The sequence below is a fragment of the Dysgonomonas sp. GY617 genome, from assembly GCF_015233815.1.
GTDB lineage: Bacteria > Bacteroidota > Bacteroidia > Bacteroidales > Dysgonomonadaceae > Dysgonomonas_A.
Genome location: NZ_JADCLR010000003.1, coordinates 265,890 through 281,801 on the forward strand (window position 1 = coordinate 265,890; position 15,912 = coordinate 281,801).

Below are 15,912 nucleotides of genomic sequence, written 5' to 3' on the forward strand. Positions count from 1 at the left end.
TGTTCACAGATTAATAAAGTGATAATATAGCTTAATCAATATGGTATCTTTCTTCCTTAATTCTGCTAAAAACGTCATTGCAGTAGAAACATCTTCTCCAATAGAATCTTCTGATATCCAAAAGTTAAAATGGCTCTTCGACGAAGCTCAACTAATTGACTCTTCGGAGGTTCAAGGGCATTTCGTTGGCCCTCGTAAAGAGATGGTTACTCCTTGGAGCACCAATGCTGTTGAGATTACTCAAAATATGGCTATTACGGGTATTATCCGTATTGAAGAATTCTTTTCTGCTGAGCCAGATTCTAAATACGACCCAATGCTTCAACAAAGCTACAATGGGTTAGGACAAACTCTGTTTACAATTGATAAAAAACCCGATCCGATTCTAGAGATCGATGATATTGCAGCATATAATGCCAAAGAAGGTTTGGCTCTAAGTTCAGAAGAAATAGACTACCTAAATGGTTTAAGTGCTAAGTTGAATAGAAAACTTACAGATAGTGAAGTTTTTGGTTTTTCTCAAGTAAACTCAGAACATTGCCGCCATAAAATATTCAATGGCACATTTATTATTGATGGTGAAGAAAAAGAAAGTTCTCTTTTTCAACTTATAAAGAAGACATCAAAAGTCAACTTAAATAAACTAATCTCTGCTTATAAAGATAATGTTGCATTTAATGATGGACCCGAAATAGAACAGTTTGCTCCTGCCAGTGGAGATAAACCAGACTATTTTGAGACTAAACAAATTAAATCGGTCATTTCATTAAAAGCCGAAACTCATAATTTCCCTACCACAGTAGAACCTTTTAATGGTGCTGCAACAGGAACAGGGGGAGAGATTCGCGACCGTTTGGCAGGAGGTAAAGGTTCTTTACCCATTGCTGGAACAGCTGTTTATATGACAGCATATCCTCGTACCAAAGAGGGTAGAGCATGGGAAGAAAATATGGCTGAAAGAGATTGGTTATACCAAACTCCTGAAGAAATCTTGATCAAAGCATCAAATGGTGCGTCAGATTTCGGGAACAAATTTGGACAGCCTCTTATTTGTGGTTCAGTTTTGACTCTTGAGCACCAAGAAAATCAAAAGAAATTTGCATACGATAAGGTAATAATGTTAGCCGGAGGTGTTGGTTTTGGAAACAAACGCGATGCTATAAAAAACGAACCTGAAACAGGTGAAAGCGTTGTTTTGTTGGGGGGCGACAACTATCGTATCGGAATGGGTGGAGGTGCAGTATCTTCTGTTGATACAGGTCAATACTCTAGTGGTATTGAATTGAATGCAGTTCAACGTGCTAACCCTGAAATGCAAAAACGTGTATCGAATGTTATCCGTACATTATCGGAATCTGATAATAACCCAATTGTATCAATCCACGATCACGGTGCGGGAGGACACTTAAATTGTCTTTCGGAACTTGTAGAGCTAACTGGTGGTATTATAGATGTATCAAAACTTCCTGTAGGAGACCCAACTTTATCTTCTAAAGAAATTGTAGGTAACGAGAGTCAGGAAAGAATGGGTATGATAGTGCCTGCAGAAACAGCAGAAGCTATAAAAAGAATAGCAGAACGCGAACGTTCGCCGATGTATGTAGTTGGTAAAACTACAGATGACAAGAAGTTTGTTTTTGAACAAGCTGATGGTAAACGTCCTATAGATTTAAGTTTAGAAGACTTCTTCGGAAAAGCACCACGTACAATTATGCGTGATGAAACTATAGAAGAGTATTTCACTAATCCCGATTATAAATTATTAAGCTTGAAAGGACATTTATCAAATGTTCTTCAACTCGAAGCTGTTGCTTGTAAAGACTGGTTAACAAACAAAGTAGACCGTTCTGTAACAGGAAAAGTAGCTCGTCAACAATGTCAGGGAGAAATACAACTTCCATTAAGTGATCTTGGTGCTGTTGCACTTGATTACAGAGGTCGTTCGGGTATTGCAACATCTATCGGTCATGCACCTCAAGTAGCAATGGTAGATTCGGAAGCAGGTTCTGTAATAGCTATCGCAGAAGCACTGACAAATATAGTATTTGCACCTCTTGAAGATGGAATTCAAGGTATATCACTAAGTGCAAACTGGATGTGGCCGTGTAAAAACCCCGGAGAGGATGCTCGTTTATACCGAGCAGTAGAAGCTTGTTCTAACTTTGCCTGTGAATTAGGAATCAACATTCCAACAGGAAAAGATTCACTATCAATGACTCAAAAATACGGAGATGATAAAGTATATGCTCCCGGTACAGTAATTATATCTGCTGCTGCCGAAGTGAAAAATATACGTAAAATTGTATCTCCTGTATTAGCGTATATCAAAGGTACATATCTCTATTATATTGACTTCTCTTTTGATACTTTCAAATTGGGAGGATCAGCTCTTGCTCAAACCATGAGCAAATTGGGCGAAGAGGTTCCTACTGTAAAAGATCCTGAATACTTTAAGGACGCATTTACTTGTATCCAAGAATTAATAGAAAGAGGATTAGTACTTGCAGGACACGATATTTCTGCCGGAGGTATGATTACTGCTATGTTAGAAATGTGTTTTGCAAACCCTCAAGGAGGTCTGGAAGCTAGATTAGATAAATTACATCATACAGATCTTATCAAAGTATTATTCTCTGAAAACCCGGGAGTTTTGATTCAGGTAAAACATCATCATTTAGTTGAAAAAATATTGGATGATTATGGTATTGGTTATGCAATAGTTGCGAGACCTACTGAAAATAGAAAACTAACTATTCAGAAAGACGAGTTCTACGAAGAGTTTGATATTGATGAATTGAGAGATATTTGGTACCAATCGTCTTATTTATTAGACAGACTTCAAAGCGGAGAAGATTGTGCTAAAGCTCGTTACGAGAATTATAAAAACCAACCCGTAGAGTTTAAAATAAATAGTTCTTTCAATGGCAAATTCTCACATTTGGGAATTACACCCACGAGAGAAGGAAAATCGGGAGTTAAAGCAGCTATCATCAGAGAAAAAGGAACCAACGGTGAGCGTGAAATGGCTTACGCTTTATACTTGGCCGGATTTGATGTAAAAGATGTACACATGACCGACCTTGCATCAGGAAGAGAAACCTTAGAAGACATAAGTTTAATTGTTTTCTGTGGTGGATTCTCAAACTCGGATGTACTAGGTTCTGCTAAAGGATGGGCTGGTAGCTTCATGTATAACGAAAAAGCAAAAATTGCCTTACGCAATTTCTATGCTCGTGAAGATACTTTAAGTTTAGGAGTTTGTAACGGTTGCCAATTGGTAATGGAGTTAGGATTAATTTATCCTGAACACGATGAAAAACCTAAGATGAATCATAATGCTTCTCATAAGTTTGAATCTACATTTATATCTGTTGATATACCTAAAAATAACTCGGTGATGTTTGGTTCATTATCAGGCAGCAAGCTTGGTGTTTGGGTAGCTCATGGCGAAGGACGCTTTACATTACCTAAGGCAGAATCAGAATATAACATTGTTGCTAAATATGCATATGATGAATATCCGGGTAACCCTAATGGATCGGATTATTCTACTGCAGCCGTATGTTCTAAAGATGGTCGTCACTTAGCAATTATGCCACACCCTGAAAGAGGAATATTCCCTTGGCAATGTGCTTACTATCCATTTGAAAATCGTAAGGATGATGTTACACCTTGGATGGAAGCGTTTATCAATGCTAAAAATTGGGTAGAAAAACATAAATCTTAATAGTATAGATCTATTATCCAAAAAGACCAATACCTGAGGGGTATTGGTCTTTTTGGTATTTTATATAAGCATTTAACTTACAAGTATTAAAAAATATGCAACCTTATCTCTGCAATTTAAATAATACAGGTAAAGTAAAGTACACAGCCACAGGATGTCCATTTAGACATGCTTCTTACAACTCTTACAGCTTCCTTATCGCAAGATGGATCAAGAGGTCTTATTACCTGTATGTTAGATATACTACCATCTTTACCAACTACAAATTTAAGGACTACACGCCCTTCAATATTATTTTCAGCAGCAATTGTTGGATACTTCATATTTGCACTTAAATATCTCATCAACTCACTTGTTCCTCCAGGAAATTGAGGCATTATTTCCACAATTTCATGAATTTGATTAGGCTCTTGTGGTGGTTGATTTGTTATTTGTCGTTGTTCTTTTAGAACTTCTGCAATATCAACACCTTCAGTATTGCCAGTCTCCATTGTTGCAATAGATATTTGTGCAGTACTAGAGTTTAGCTCCTGCTGAGACAATAACTCTCTTGATTCCTCTACCATATCATCGGCTGTTACAACGGGAGGAGTAAATTTCTGTGAATCAATAATAGGAGGAGGGGGTAGGGTAGTAGAAGGTTTTACAATAGGTTCTTCCTCTTTTTCTAGTTCGTCTGCTCCTCCAACTATATACTCACTTGTTATATTTTGAACATATTCCTTTGGTGGATTTACTGCATTCAATATTGAAGGAAGGCCTGCAACTATTCCTACAAAAATGACGACAATAAAAAAAGCCAGAAGATGCCTCTTTGAAGAACTTTGGCGTAAAGCATACGCCCCATAGGTTTTGTTTTTACCGGTGAAAACTATATCACACCAGTCAGAAGAATTAAGTTGAATGTTACGTACCATAATCATATAATTTAAATGGTTATTACTACATATTCACTCCCTCTTTGCTTAATAGATAGAAATATTTAACAAATTCCATAAGGCGTAATAAAAAAGAAAGAAACCATTGATTAAAAGTTGATATAAAAAAGAAAGAGCCTGTTTGCAAATTGCAAACAGGCTCTTTCTTTTTTATATGTATGGATAATTAAGCAGCTGAGACTATTTTACTTCCCAAACTTCGCCACTCATTAGAAAATCGTTTAATGTATGTACTTTCGTTTTAACTTGAACATCATCAATCATTTTCTTCACTTCCTGATCATAGCATAATCCTTTTACATTACGAATTACACCTATAGCTACCGGAAATCCGTTTTCAGGAGCCATTAATCCTAGCCTTAGATGTAACATATTATCTTCAGTAGTAGCATCATGCACCAAAATATCTTCAATAGTATAACCATCTTGTCCAATAGTTACCACCTTCAGGTTAAAGCCATCCAATACCAAGCCTTTATCCATATTAGATCCAAAGATCATCTTTTCTCCTTGTTTCAATAAAATGGTACGATCGTCTCTGTAAGCTTTGTCTACTATCTCTTTGTGTATATTATCATTAAATATGACACAGTTTTGAAGGACTTCAACCACAGAAGTTCCCTTATGTTGTTCTGCCTGAACAAATGCATCTGTCGTATTTTTCAAATCAATATCAATACAACGTGCAAAAAATGTTCCTCTTGCTCCCAAAGTAAGTTCTATCGGATGAAAAGGGTCTTCTACAGTTCCATAAGGAGACGATTTTGAAACAAAACCTCTATCCGAAGTAGGAGAGTATTGCCCTTTAGTTAAACCATATATTTTATTATTCAGAAGTAAGATATTAATATCCACATTCCGTCTGATTGTATGTATAAAATGGTTACCTCCGATTGCCAAACTATCGCCATCACCGGTTGTAAGCCACACCGACAATTCGGGTTTGGCTACTTTCACACCTGTCGCCACAGCCGCTCCACGCCCATGGATAGTATGAAAACCGTATGTATTCATATAGTAAGGTAAACGGGAAGAACACCCAATACCCGAAATCGCAGCCAGATTATGCGGTTCTATTTGTAAAATTACCATTGCCTTATGCAGGCATGTTAGCACAGCATGATCGCCGCATCCGGGACACCAACGAACATACTGATCACTTTTATAACTTCTGGTGTCATGAACAATAGGATTAGTTATTGTATCCATATGTTTTATTTATTTTTTAAGCTTTTGTGTAAAAAAGTCGATTAAATCAGAAACAACAAAAGGCTGACCATTCACTTTGTTGTATTTAATTATGGGTAGATTATTGAATTTCTCGGATAAATATCCGGCAAATTGACCATTGTTTTGCTCTGCCACAATTATTTTATCATATTTTCTTAAAACGCTCTCAGTATTTCTAGGCAAAGGACTTATAAAATTAAAGTGAGCTAAAGCTATTTTATTTTCAGCTCTATTCATTTCTTCTACGGCCTCTCTTAAATGTCCGTAAGTACCTCCCCAACCAACAATTAGAGTCTTCGCATTGATATTTCCTAATACCTCTAGCTCAGGAATATAATCTGCAATTCTATCTATTTTTGCTTGTCGGGTGTCAACCATCTTTTGGTGATTATCAGGATCCGTGGATATTGCTCCTGTAAAATAATCTCTCTCTAAACCACCTATACGATGAGTATATCCTTCTGTACCTGCTGGAGCCCAATAACGTGCATAATTCTCCTCATTTCTGGCAGCTACTGTCCATTCATCTCCTGTGTACAGGCTTATATCATTTGGCTTGATTGAAGGATATTCATCCATATTAGGAATTTTCCATGAAGAAGATCCATTTGCTATATAGCTATCAGTCAACAAAATAACGGGAGTTATATGCTCCAATGCTATCTTTGATGCCCAATATGCTGTATCAAAGCAATTAGTAGGACTTGATCCTGCAATAACTACAATAGGACTTTCGCCATTACGTCCATATAATGCTTGACGCAAATCTGTTTGCTCTGTTTTGGTAGGCAATCCCGTTGAAGGTCCACCACGTTGTACATCTACTACAACTAAAGGTAATTCTGCCATTACCGCTAAGCCAATAGCTTCCCCTTTAAGAGCAAGCCCAGGTCCAGATGTTGAAGTAACAGCTAAGCTTCCGGCAAAACTTGCACCAATAGCTATACATATTCCCGCAATTTCATCTTCTGCCTGTACAACCTTTACACCTAAGTCTTTTCTCTTTACTAACTCATGCAAAATATCTGTAGCAGGAGTTATAGGATATGACCCTAAAAATAATTGCAAATTAGCTTTTTCAGCAGCAGCAATCAAGCCAAAAGCCGTTGCTGAATTACCGTTTACATCCATATAGTATCCCTTATCCATTTGTAAGGTATCTACTCTGTATGAAGAAACAGACAAACTGGTATTATGACCATAATTATATCCATTCGCTAAAACCTGTAAATTAGCATCAGCCAAAATCGGTTTTTTCGAAAATTTAGTAGATAGCATTTGATTCACAACATCAATAGATCTGTTGAATAGCCAGCAAACAACACCAAGAGCAAACATATTTTTGCATCTGATTTTGCTTTTCATATCCAAATCAAAAGTAGCTAAGCTATCTTTCGTTAATGTTGTAATAGGAATAGCAACTATTTGTTGAGTAGTAAGTCCTAATTCGAGAAAAGGATCTTCGGTTTTGAACAAAGCCTTTTCTAAATCTCGTTTTTGAAAAGAGTCTGTATCAACAAGTATTATTGAGTTTGATTTTAGTTGGTTTGCATTTACTTTCAATGCAGCGGGGTTCATAGCTACTAACACATCCGCTTTATCACCGGAGTTATAAACTTGTGTACCTATATGCAGCTGAAAGCCCGAAACACCACTTAATGTACCTTGAGGAGCTCGTATTTCTGCCGGAAAATCGGGAAATGTAGATATCTGATTTCCCAAAATAGCAGATAAATTCGAGAATAAAGTACCGGATAATTGCATCCCGTCTCCTGAGTCTCCCGAAAAGCGTATTACAATATCTTGTACATCGTTAACTTGCGTTTTTTCCAACATTGTCTTTTAGTTTTATATCTTTAGCAAAGGAATAAAAGAGTGCTCGAATAAGCAAGGAATAATAAGAAATTAAAAACTTTTATGCTCACTATTTTGTTTTTAAATACATAATAACAAAAAATAAATCCTCGTTTGTAAAAAAAGTCGTTACTTTGCTCGGCTTTGTTAAAATTACAGCCTTGCAGGTTTTAGCTTGAACTGAATATAAATCACTATTAAATAATAGATTAACACATATAAAATTAGATGAAAAAAGGAGTTGGATTTCTTGTTTTTGCAACATTTCTCCTAAGCGGATCGTCAATGTATGCTCAAGACAAAGGCAATGCCGAAAAACGGTATTTCGAGATCAATAAAAATATTGAAGTCTTTAATTCAGTTATTAAAGAACTAGATATGTTTTATGTAGATACATTGGATGTAGAAAAAACAATAGAATCGGGTATTGTAAATATGTTAGCTGGATTAGATCCGTATACTAACTATATGACTGAAGAAGAAGTTAGCGATTTTACAATATTGACTACCGGAGAGTACGCAGGAGTAGGAGCCGTGATTTCGTCACGAAATCTTGATGGACGTGATATAGTTTATATAGTAGAGCCATACGAAAATATGCCTGCTGCTAAAAGTGGACTGAAAGTAGGCGATATTATACTCTCTATTAATGGAGAAGATATGACAACTGCCGAAAAAGTGCCGGGAGAGCCTTATGGTAAAACGCTATCAAATAAAGTTACCAGCAAACTTAAAGGACAGGCGGGTACCGAAATTACGGTTAAAGTTGAACGTCCAGGGGTAAAGAAACCCATTGAAATGAAAATTGTACGTCAAAATGTACAAATCTCATCCGTACCATATTATGGACTACTTCAAGACGGCGTTGGATATATTGTCCTCACAGGATTTACAGATAAATGTGCTCAAGATGTAAAGAATGCTTTTCTTGATCTTAAAAAACAAGGTATGACTTCTTTGATCCTCGATCTTAGAGGAAATGGCGGAGGTATTATGGAAGAAGCAGTACAACTAGTAAACTTCTTTGTACCAAAAGGTCAAGTAGTATTGAGTACCAAAGGAAAGATGAAACAATGGGATAGAATCCACCGTACAACCCTAGATCCTATTGATGCCGATATTCCTTTAGTTGTTTTAGTTGACAAAGGTTCTGCTTCAGCTTCAGAAATCGTATCGGGAGCATTGCAAGATTTGGACAGAGCTGTCATTATGGGACAGCGTACCTATGGTAAAGGTTTGGTACAAGCTCCTAGAGATTTACCTTATGGTGGAAGTCTTAAAGTAACTACCTCTAAATACTATATACCAAGCGGTCGTTGTATTCAGGCAATAGATTATAAGCATCACAACGAAGACGGAAGCGTAGGGCGTATTCCAGATAGTTTGACTACAGTATTTAAAACATCTATTGGACGCGAGGTCAGAGATGGTGGGGGAGTAACTCCAGATATTAAACTAGAAGAAATAAAAGTTCCAAGTATTACATATTATCTTCTAAATCAGTATATCGTAAATGATTGGGTTACCGATTGGGTTATCAAAAATCCTAAAATTGGTCCTCTTGATAAATTTAGCATTACTGATGAAGATTATGAAAGCTTCAAGACTTTTGTAAAATCTAAAAAAGACTTTAAATACGATGGGTTGAGTGAAAAAAGATTGAAGACCTTGAAAGATGTAATGGACTTTGAAGGATACTCAAAAACAGCTGATGAAGAATACAAAGCTTTAGAAGCAAAACTTGTTCCCAATCTTGATAGAGATTTAGATAACTTTAAAGATGATATAAAAAAGCTTCTGAATATGGAAATTGCTAAACGCAATTATTTCCAAAAAGGAGAGCGTATTGAGTCTTTGAAAACAGATAAAGATGTGAAGCAAGCTATTGAATTATTAAACAATCAAGAGCAATATAAAGAGATATTTACTCCCGGTCGTAAGATTATAGATCTGGCTAGTAAAACAGGTTCGGAGGAAGAAGCCGAAAATCTATAATTCGATATAACGTTTTAAGACAAAAACCTATAAAAAAGTATCTCACCGACAAGATGAGATACTTTTTTTATTATCTTTGCACTACTTAAGAACTACTTAATTAGAAGAACTTTCGTTTATACTTTTCTTATTCTCACTTATATAGATTATTTTATACATGGATTATAACACGCAATTAAAAAAGCTTGCTCTTCCTGAATATGGAAGAAATATCCAAAACATGGTCGATTTTTGTCTGACTATCGATGATCGTGCGGAACGCAAAAGATGCGCCAATACGATTATTAATATTATGGGGAACATGTTTCCACATCTACGTGATGTGAACGACTTCAAACATATACTTTGGGATCACTTGGCTATTATGTCTAATTTCGAACTTGATATTGATTATCCTTACGAAATCATTAAGAAAGAAGACTTATTTTCTAAACCTGGAAAAGTTGAGTATAGCCGTCCTACCATGTTTTTTAAACATTATGGAAAAACGCTCGAAAAACTAATAGCACTTGCTGCCGAATATCCGGAAGGAAAAGAAAAAGAGCAATTAGTATGGTTAGTTCTTAACCATATGAAAAAGACATATATCCAATGGAACAAAGAAGTAGATGATGCTAAATTATTTCAAGATTTGTATGATTTATCTGAGAGAAAAATAGATAAACGTAACTCTGATATGAAATTAGCAGATATGAAAGATCTTAACCAAAGGAAGCAACAGCGTAATAACAGCCCACAGCAAAAGAAAAAATAATATATGATTCGTGAAGACGAAGTTCTCAAAATAGGGAAATTTATTAAACCCCATGGTATCAAAGGCGAAATTACTTTCGCCTTTGATAATGATATATTCGATAGAGTTGATTGCCCCTATTTAATCTGCTCTGTTGACAACATCTTAGTACCTTTTTTTGTTAAATCGCGAAGATTTAAAGGTAGCGATACTGCACTGATTCTTTTTGAAGATGTAAATTCGGAGATTGAAGCAAAACGTTTCAATGGATTGAGTGTGTATTTTCCACGTAAGTATTTTGATGAAAATGAGGAGGTAGAATTCACCCTCAGTTATTTTATAGACTTCATTGTTATTGATAAAGAACTTGGCGAAATCGGAACTATTTCTGATGTAGATGAATCTACTATCAACACACTCTTTTTGCTTAAAAAGAAAGGAAATGGAGATGATATTATTATCCCTGCATCTGATGACTTCATTACAGATATTGATTCTGAAAAGAAAATATTATATGTAGACCTACCTGCTGGTCTGATTGATGTAGAATAATAAAAGTTACTGTTTTCACATATAGACATAAAAAAAGAGGATAGCTTAACTTCCTCTTACCAAACCACAAAACTAATCTAAACAAAAATCTCTCAATCCTAATGATTGACGAGATTTTAAAATATTACTAATAACCTAAACACTTAAACCTTAAACCTAATTTATTGGATGAGTCCAATAATAACCAATTTTCAATCTTCTTACCTAGCTTTACACTAATTCCTTAACTCTATACGACAAAGATATGTGATATATTTTCATCCTCCAAATATTTAATGCTATAAAACATGTTTTTTTAATTGTTTTTCTCAATGTTAACATAAACTATATCTATTTCCAAAACAACAGAAAACAATAACTAACTAATATACAAAACAATAGAAATATAAAAATTAAATACTCTAAAATATTTATTAAGATATTTATGGAATATCTGATGCCAATTCTATCTATTAGGTAAAGAGACACTAATTACAAACACTCTAAAACCTAAAGTTATGGCACGTAATATCCAACTCAATTCTTCTGACTGGTGTGATATAGTTTTCGCCGGCAAAAACAAAACCTATGGAGCCTACGCTCTACGTCAAGGCTCTTCCAAAAGACACATTTTAGCTTTCGGTATTATGGTGTTCTTTGTTGGAGCAGTAGCTGCACTTCCATCATTTTTGGAAGTAGTTAAAGCCAACAGCTCCCTTATAAAAGGCATAGATGATGAATTTAGAATGTCTACAATAACAAAAGTAGAAGAACAGATACCCGAAGAAAAGCTAATCCATCAAGAAATAGCTCCACCCAAACCAATTCTAAAATCAACTATTGCATTTACACCTCCAGCTATAGTATCTGTTGTAGCCCCTGAGAAGGAAATGAAAGCTATAGGAACACTTCTTGATAGTCCAGCCCCAATATCTAAAGCAACTATTGAGGGTAGTAATGATCCCGGAGCAATAGACATAGCCGATATAAAAGAGCATACAACAATTATCGAGGAACCTGCAAAACAAGATAGACCATTTATAAGTGTAGAACAAATGCCTCAGTTTCCAGGTGGTGATGCGGAACTTATGAAATTTATCAGCAGCAATCTTAAATACCCTATTATTTCCATAGAAAACAGAATCGAAGGACGTGTGATTATCCGATTCGTAATAGGTAAAGATGGACGAGTATCTGACATTGAAGTAGTAAGAACTCTTGACCCCGCTTGCGACAAAGAAGCTATGAGAGTTGTGAAAATGATGCCAAAATGGGTTGCAGGAATGCAAAATGGAAGAAACGTACCCGTGTATTACACATTACCTGTACTATTTAAACTTCAAAAATAATACTCTTTATACAAAGAAAAAGAGAGACAAATTTTAAAATTTGTCTCTCTTTTATATTATAGATATTTTTCTAATATTTTATCGAAAACATCTGGTCTACCTATCTTCCCATTCACTAAGCAGACGACCTCTACTCGAGCTTCTGAGCATAAAGCATTATCCGAAACTCGTATTATTTGCTGATTAAAATAATATCTAATCCCCTTCTTTTCAAGATTGATAGTACAAATAAATTCATCAGAACCAACAAGTGAATTTCTATATTTAATAGTTATACTCGAAACAATAGGGTCTATTCCTTGATTATGAACTTCCATGAAGCTAACTCCACAAGATTCAAGAAACTCGTGTCGTGTTACTTCATAATAATGCTGATAATTTGCATTGTTAACAATACCTTGAGCATCCAACTCATAATCACGAACTTTCATTTTATACTGAAAAATAGGCTCCATCTCTAATGTATTTTTTATACAAAAGTATCTTTAAAAATTAGAAAGTCAAAAAATCAGGCTCAATGTCCCATTTTACATAATAAAAAGGTATGAGACTTACTTTAAAGTATAAGAAACTCCCGCCATCAGCCAGAAACCGGCTTGCGGAATATTTCCCAGATCGAAATATTTTCGGTCAAATATATTATTAGCAGTTGCAGTAGCTACAAAATCTTTTAATTTCCAGTTGATCTGCAAATCTAAAGTAGCAAAAGAAGGGTAGGGCTCTTGCCTTGTGGGTTTTAGGTTCTCATACTTAAGATATGTACCCATACGCTTTTGCCAACGAAAATTCCAGTTTGCACTAATCCCCTGATAAATAGGATGATTTACTTGAGCAGTAAATTTGTCTCTTAAATAATTAAGAGTAAAATTTGAAATTAATTCTCCCGAACTTTTATCTTGATGCAAACGAGAATATCCCAATTGCAATGTAGTAGATGGATCGATGGAGGGAAATAGCTCTTTAAAAAAGAAAGTAGCTCCCATATCTAATCCCTTTTTATCTATTTGTGTTATATTACGAGATTCCCATTTATCGTCAGGATTCTCTTTTATCCAGTCTATCATATTCTTACCTTTCATCAGATAGCCCGTAATGTGTGCTTTTACGAAAGGAGTATTGTATTTAAAACCCAAATCTATAGACTCCGAATCTTCTGGTTTTAAATCACTATTACCAATATGAGTAACAGTAGTATAATACAGATCGGTAAATGTAGGCATCCGAGTAGCTTTATTCCACGAAGCATACACTTTGAAATTATCTAATATCCTAAAACTACTATTTATTGCAGGATAAAACATGTAATCCTTCTTTAGATAGGTATTATAATTAGCTAATATGCCGACTGAAAGCGTAAACCTATCTAAGAGCAAATTATGCTCCAAGGCATAGCTTATATTAGTTCTATTATCTGAGTGCGTAAATCTTCCGCTAGGCTCATCTATCTTTTTACCTAACACAGTACTCATAATGCCTTCATTCCTAAATTCTGCACCAAAACTGGTTATACCTAATTGCGATGTATATTGCAGATTAAGATTAGAACCATATACATCGGTTTTATGATAATTATAAGGAACTTTAGATTCATCGCCTTTTATCAACTGAAAGCAATCGTTGTGCCTATTCCAATATACCTGAGGTATAAATTTCAATTTACTACCCATTTCACCTTTTACGGAAGCTAGATAAGAATTGATTTCCTCATACTGATTAGGATAGGCGGCCGAATAAAACGTATTAGCACCATACTTTTTATCATTAAAGCCTAATTGCACATCAACTTTCGCTCTTTCAATATTCAGTCTGGTTTGAGAGAGCAAATTAAATATATCATAGTCACTATTATTTATATAACCCGAAGAAGTCATATATCCGGCTGATAATTGTGTAGTCACAACATCATTCTTTAGAACACCTCTAGCTTCGGTATTCAATAAATTATGAGCTCCTGCTTCAACTCTAGCATATGCTTTGTGATCAGGATCTTTTCTTGTTATGATATTGATACCACCCGAAAAAGCACTTGCACCATAAATGAGAGATGATGGTCCGTAGACGATTTCAATACGTTCAATGTCAGATAAATTGATAGGGATGTCGAAACTGTAATGACCTGTTTGTGGATTGGAGAGGTTTACTCCGTTTAGTAGAATTGCTGTTTGATCGAAAGATCCTCCTCGGATCGAAACGTCGGCTTGGACTCCATGCCCTCCGCGCTGTTGCACATCTATGCCTGATACATAGTTTAATAAATCTTGAATACTCTGGACGGGTGCCTGCTCAATCTCTTTACGAGTTATTACCGTTACTTGCTTTGCTGCTTGGTTAGCTGAAAGCTCTATACGAGAAGCAGTAACGGTGACTTCATCGAGCTCCTTCTCTGTAATTTTTTCCGACTCACGAGACTTAAGACTCGATTGAGCTGATGTTTCTGTTGTATGGGCAAAGGTTAGCACACACCCCGCTACGACACCAATGTTTACCACTTTTCGCATACTGTTAAATGCGCTGTAAGCCTTATGAGAAAATCGCTTAAAGCGAAAAGCTCGTGGCTTATCAAATTGTTTCTGATTCATAATTTTGATTATTATTAATAAAATTAATTCATCGCAAAACTAAGTAATTCTGATTTAGAAAACTAAAAAAAACAATTATATAGCTTATAAAAATTACCTGATAAGTTATAAACAACTACAGATTAACAATGTAGTCGTTTGTTAAAATTAAACTCTTAATTATTCAATAGTAAAAAATAGAGTAGGGTATTCCATCTTTTATTTCAGAAATAAGACTATCCATCTTTTGTTAATCATACCACTTATCAACCAACAAATCTATACCTAATGCCAATTGATCCCAACCCTTATCACTCTGTAAATCTATACCATTATACATAGAGCAATTATCACTAAGTAGAACTAAATAACTGATCGCCGCACTCAACAGCGTAGCTATTGCAGCAACTTCTTCCTGAGGATGCTTTGCCAATTGACTAATTATGGTAATTAGCGTAATCCCCTTTGCCTCCCGTTTCAACCTCAATTTTTCAATGACACCATTATGGTTCGTCAATTCCCATCGATACAACTCTTGTTCCAGTTTACTGCTTCTCAATTGAATAATTTGATCCCGAAACATCTTTTTTATAAACCCTTTGAGATTTTCATCTTTTGGGAAATCTACAGAGAAACTTAGCCAGAAGTCATTCTGAGAGAGATATTCCACAATTATATTATCGATCGAACCAAAATATCGATATATCAAAACCTTTGAAACACCTGCTTTTGAAGCAATTGCATTTACACCAACCTTATCGAAACCATGCTTAATTATTATCTCACCTACAGCCTCTAATAATTTTTTCTCTGTAGATTCTCTATCTTTTTCATTATTAATACTTTCTATCATAAATTCACGCGTGTTACTTATGGGTTACAAAGATATGTAACCCACAAGTAACACGCAAGCTTTAGAACAAATTAATTACGATCCTATCAATCATATTTAATATCAAGATGCTCACGTCATCTCTTTTTGTTATATTTGCTTCCT

The 15,912-nt window shown here is 35.3% G+C and carries 11 protein-coding genes; 5 read left to right on the plus strand and 6 right to left on the minus strand.

The genetic code is table 11. The annotated features are described in order from the left end of the window. Nucleotides 1–40: 40 nt before the first annotated feature. On the plus strand, nucleotides 41–3,727 hold the full coding sequence (gene purL / locus IR022_RS05315; protein ID WP_194202902.1) for a phosphoribosylformylglycinamidine synthase: 3,687 nt from the start codon (nucleotides 41–43) through the stop codon (nucleotides 3,725–3,727). 116 nt (nucleotides 3,728–3,843) lie between these two features. Here purL and IR022_RS05320 read toward each other — a convergent pair whose 3' ends face one another. From IR022_RS05320 to IR022_RS05330, 3 genes are all read right to left on the minus strand, one after another. Then, on the minus strand, nucleotides 3,844–4,644 hold the full coding sequence (locus tag IR022_RS05320; RefSeq protein ID WP_194202903.1) for an energy transducer TonB: 801 nt from the start codon (nucleotides 4,642–4,644) through the stop codon (nucleotides 3,844–3,846). Nucleotides 4,645–4,845: 201 nt separating this feature from the next. Further along, the gene (locus tag IR022_RS05325; protein WP_194202904.1) at nucleotides 4,846–5,874 is read right to left on the minus strand and encodes a 2-oxoacid:ferredoxin oxidoreductase subunit beta; all 1,029 of its coding nucleotides are present in this window, start codon (nucleotides 5,872–5,874) and stop codon (nucleotides 4,846–4,848) included. 9 nt (nucleotides 5,875–5,883) lie between these two features. Further along, the gene (locus IR022_RS05330) at nucleotides 5,884–7,731 is read right to left on the minus strand and encodes a 2-oxoacid:acceptor oxidoreductase subunit alpha (RefSeq protein WP_194202905.1); all 1,848 of its coding nucleotides are present in this window, start codon (nucleotides 7,729–7,731) and stop codon (nucleotides 5,884–5,886) included. A 246-nt stretch (nucleotides 7,732–7,977) separates the two neighbouring features. Between IR022_RS05330 and IR022_RS05335 the strand changes: the two genes are divergently transcribed. From IR022_RS05335 to IR022_RS05350, 4 genes are all read left to right on the plus strand, one after another. Beyond that, the gene (locus tag IR022_RS05335) at nucleotides 7,978–9,744 is read left to right on the plus strand and encodes a S41 family peptidase (protein ID WP_194202906.1); all 1,767 of its coding nucleotides are present in this window, start codon (nucleotides 7,978–7,980) and stop codon (nucleotides 9,742–9,744) included. A gap of 157 nt (nucleotides 9,745–9,901) precedes the next feature. Further along, the gene (locus tag IR022_RS05340) at nucleotides 9,902–10,498 is read left to right on the plus strand and encodes a DUF4290 domain-containing protein (protein WP_050710900.1); all 597 of its coding nucleotides are present in this window, start codon (nucleotides 9,902–9,904) and stop codon (nucleotides 10,496–10,498) included. A 3-nt stretch (nucleotides 10,499–10,501) separates the two neighbouring features. Then, a complete protein-coding gene (rimM, locus tag IR022_RS05345) occupies nucleotides 10,502–11,029 on the plus strand; it encodes a ribosome maturation factor RimM (RefSeq protein ID WP_050710899.1) in 528 nt (175 codons plus the stop codon). Between the two features lie 497 nt (nucleotides 11,030–11,526). Next, entirely contained in the window at nucleotides 11,527–12,357 is an 831-nt protein-coding gene (locus IR022_RS05350) for an energy transducer TonB (RefSeq protein WP_194202907.1), read from the plus strand. A gap of 56 nt (nucleotides 12,358–12,413) precedes the next feature. Here IR022_RS05350 and IR022_RS05355 read toward each other — a convergent pair whose 3' ends face one another. The 3 genes from IR022_RS05355 to IR022_RS05365 form a co-directional block, all read right to left on the minus strand. Further along, on the minus strand, nucleotides 12,414–12,812 hold the full coding sequence (locus tag IR022_RS05355; RefSeq protein ID WP_194202908.1) for an acyl-CoA thioesterase: 399 nt from the start codon (nucleotides 12,810–12,812) through the stop codon (nucleotides 12,414–12,416). A 96-nt stretch (nucleotides 12,813–12,908) separates the two neighbouring features. Beyond that, on the minus strand, nucleotides 12,909–14,936 hold the full coding sequence (locus tag IR022_RS05360; RefSeq protein ID WP_194202909.1) for a TonB-dependent receptor plug domain-containing protein: 2,028 nt from the start codon (nucleotides 14,934–14,936) through the stop codon (nucleotides 12,909–12,911). Nucleotides 14,937–15,165: 229 nt separating this feature from the next. Next, nucleotides 15,166–15,768: a TetR/AcrR family transcriptional regulator gene (locus tag IR022_RS05365; protein WP_194202910.1), complete on the minus strand. Its 603-nt coding sequence runs from the start codon at nucleotides 15,766–15,768 to the stop codon at nucleotides 15,166–15,168. Between the last annotated feature and the right edge of the window lie 144 nt (nucleotides 15,769–15,912).

Bases quoted from the DNA above. Each gene is read 5' to 3' on its own strand.
- IR022_RS05340 (WP_050710900.1), top strand. From the start codon at position 9,902: ATGGATTATAACACGCAATTAAAAAAGCTTGCTCTTCCTGAATATGGA.
- IR022_RS05325 (WP_194202904.1), bottom strand. From the start codon at position 5,874: ATGGATACAATAACTAATCCTATTGTTCATGACACCAGAAGTTATAAA.
- rimM (WP_050710899.1), top strand. From the start codon at position 10,502: ATGATTCGTGAAGACGAAGTTCTCAAAATAGGGAAATTTATTAAACCC.
- purL (WP_194202902.1), top strand. From the start codon at position 41: ATGGTATCTTTCTTCCTTAATTCTGCTAAAAACGTCATTGCAGTAGAA.
- IR022_RS05355 (WP_194202908.1), bottom strand. From the start codon at position 12,812: ATGGAGCCTATTTTTCAGTATAAAATGAAAGTTCGTGATTATGAGTTG.
- IR022_RS05330 (WP_194202905.1), bottom strand. From the start codon at position 7,731: ATGTTGGAAAAAACGCAAGTTAACGATGTACAAGATATTGTAATACGC.
- IR022_RS05320 (WP_194202903.1), bottom strand. From the start codon at position 4,644: ATGGTACGTAACATTCAACTTAATTCTTCTGACTGGTGTGATATAGTT.
- IR022_RS05350 (WP_194202907.1), top strand. From the start codon at position 11,527: ATGGCACGTAATATCCAACTCAATTCTTCTGACTGGTGTGATATAGTT.
- IR022_RS05365 (WP_194202910.1), bottom strand. From the start codon at position 15,768: ATGATAGAAAGTATTAATAATGAAAAAGATAGAGAATCTACAGAGAAA.
- IR022_RS05360 (WP_194202909.1), bottom strand. From the start codon at position 14,936: ATGAATCAGAAACAATTTGATAAGCCACGAGCTTTTCGCTTTAAGCGA.
- IR022_RS05335 (WP_194202906.1), top strand. From the start codon at position 7,978: ATGAAAAAAGGAGTTGGATTTCTTGTTTTTGCAACATTTCTCCTAAGC.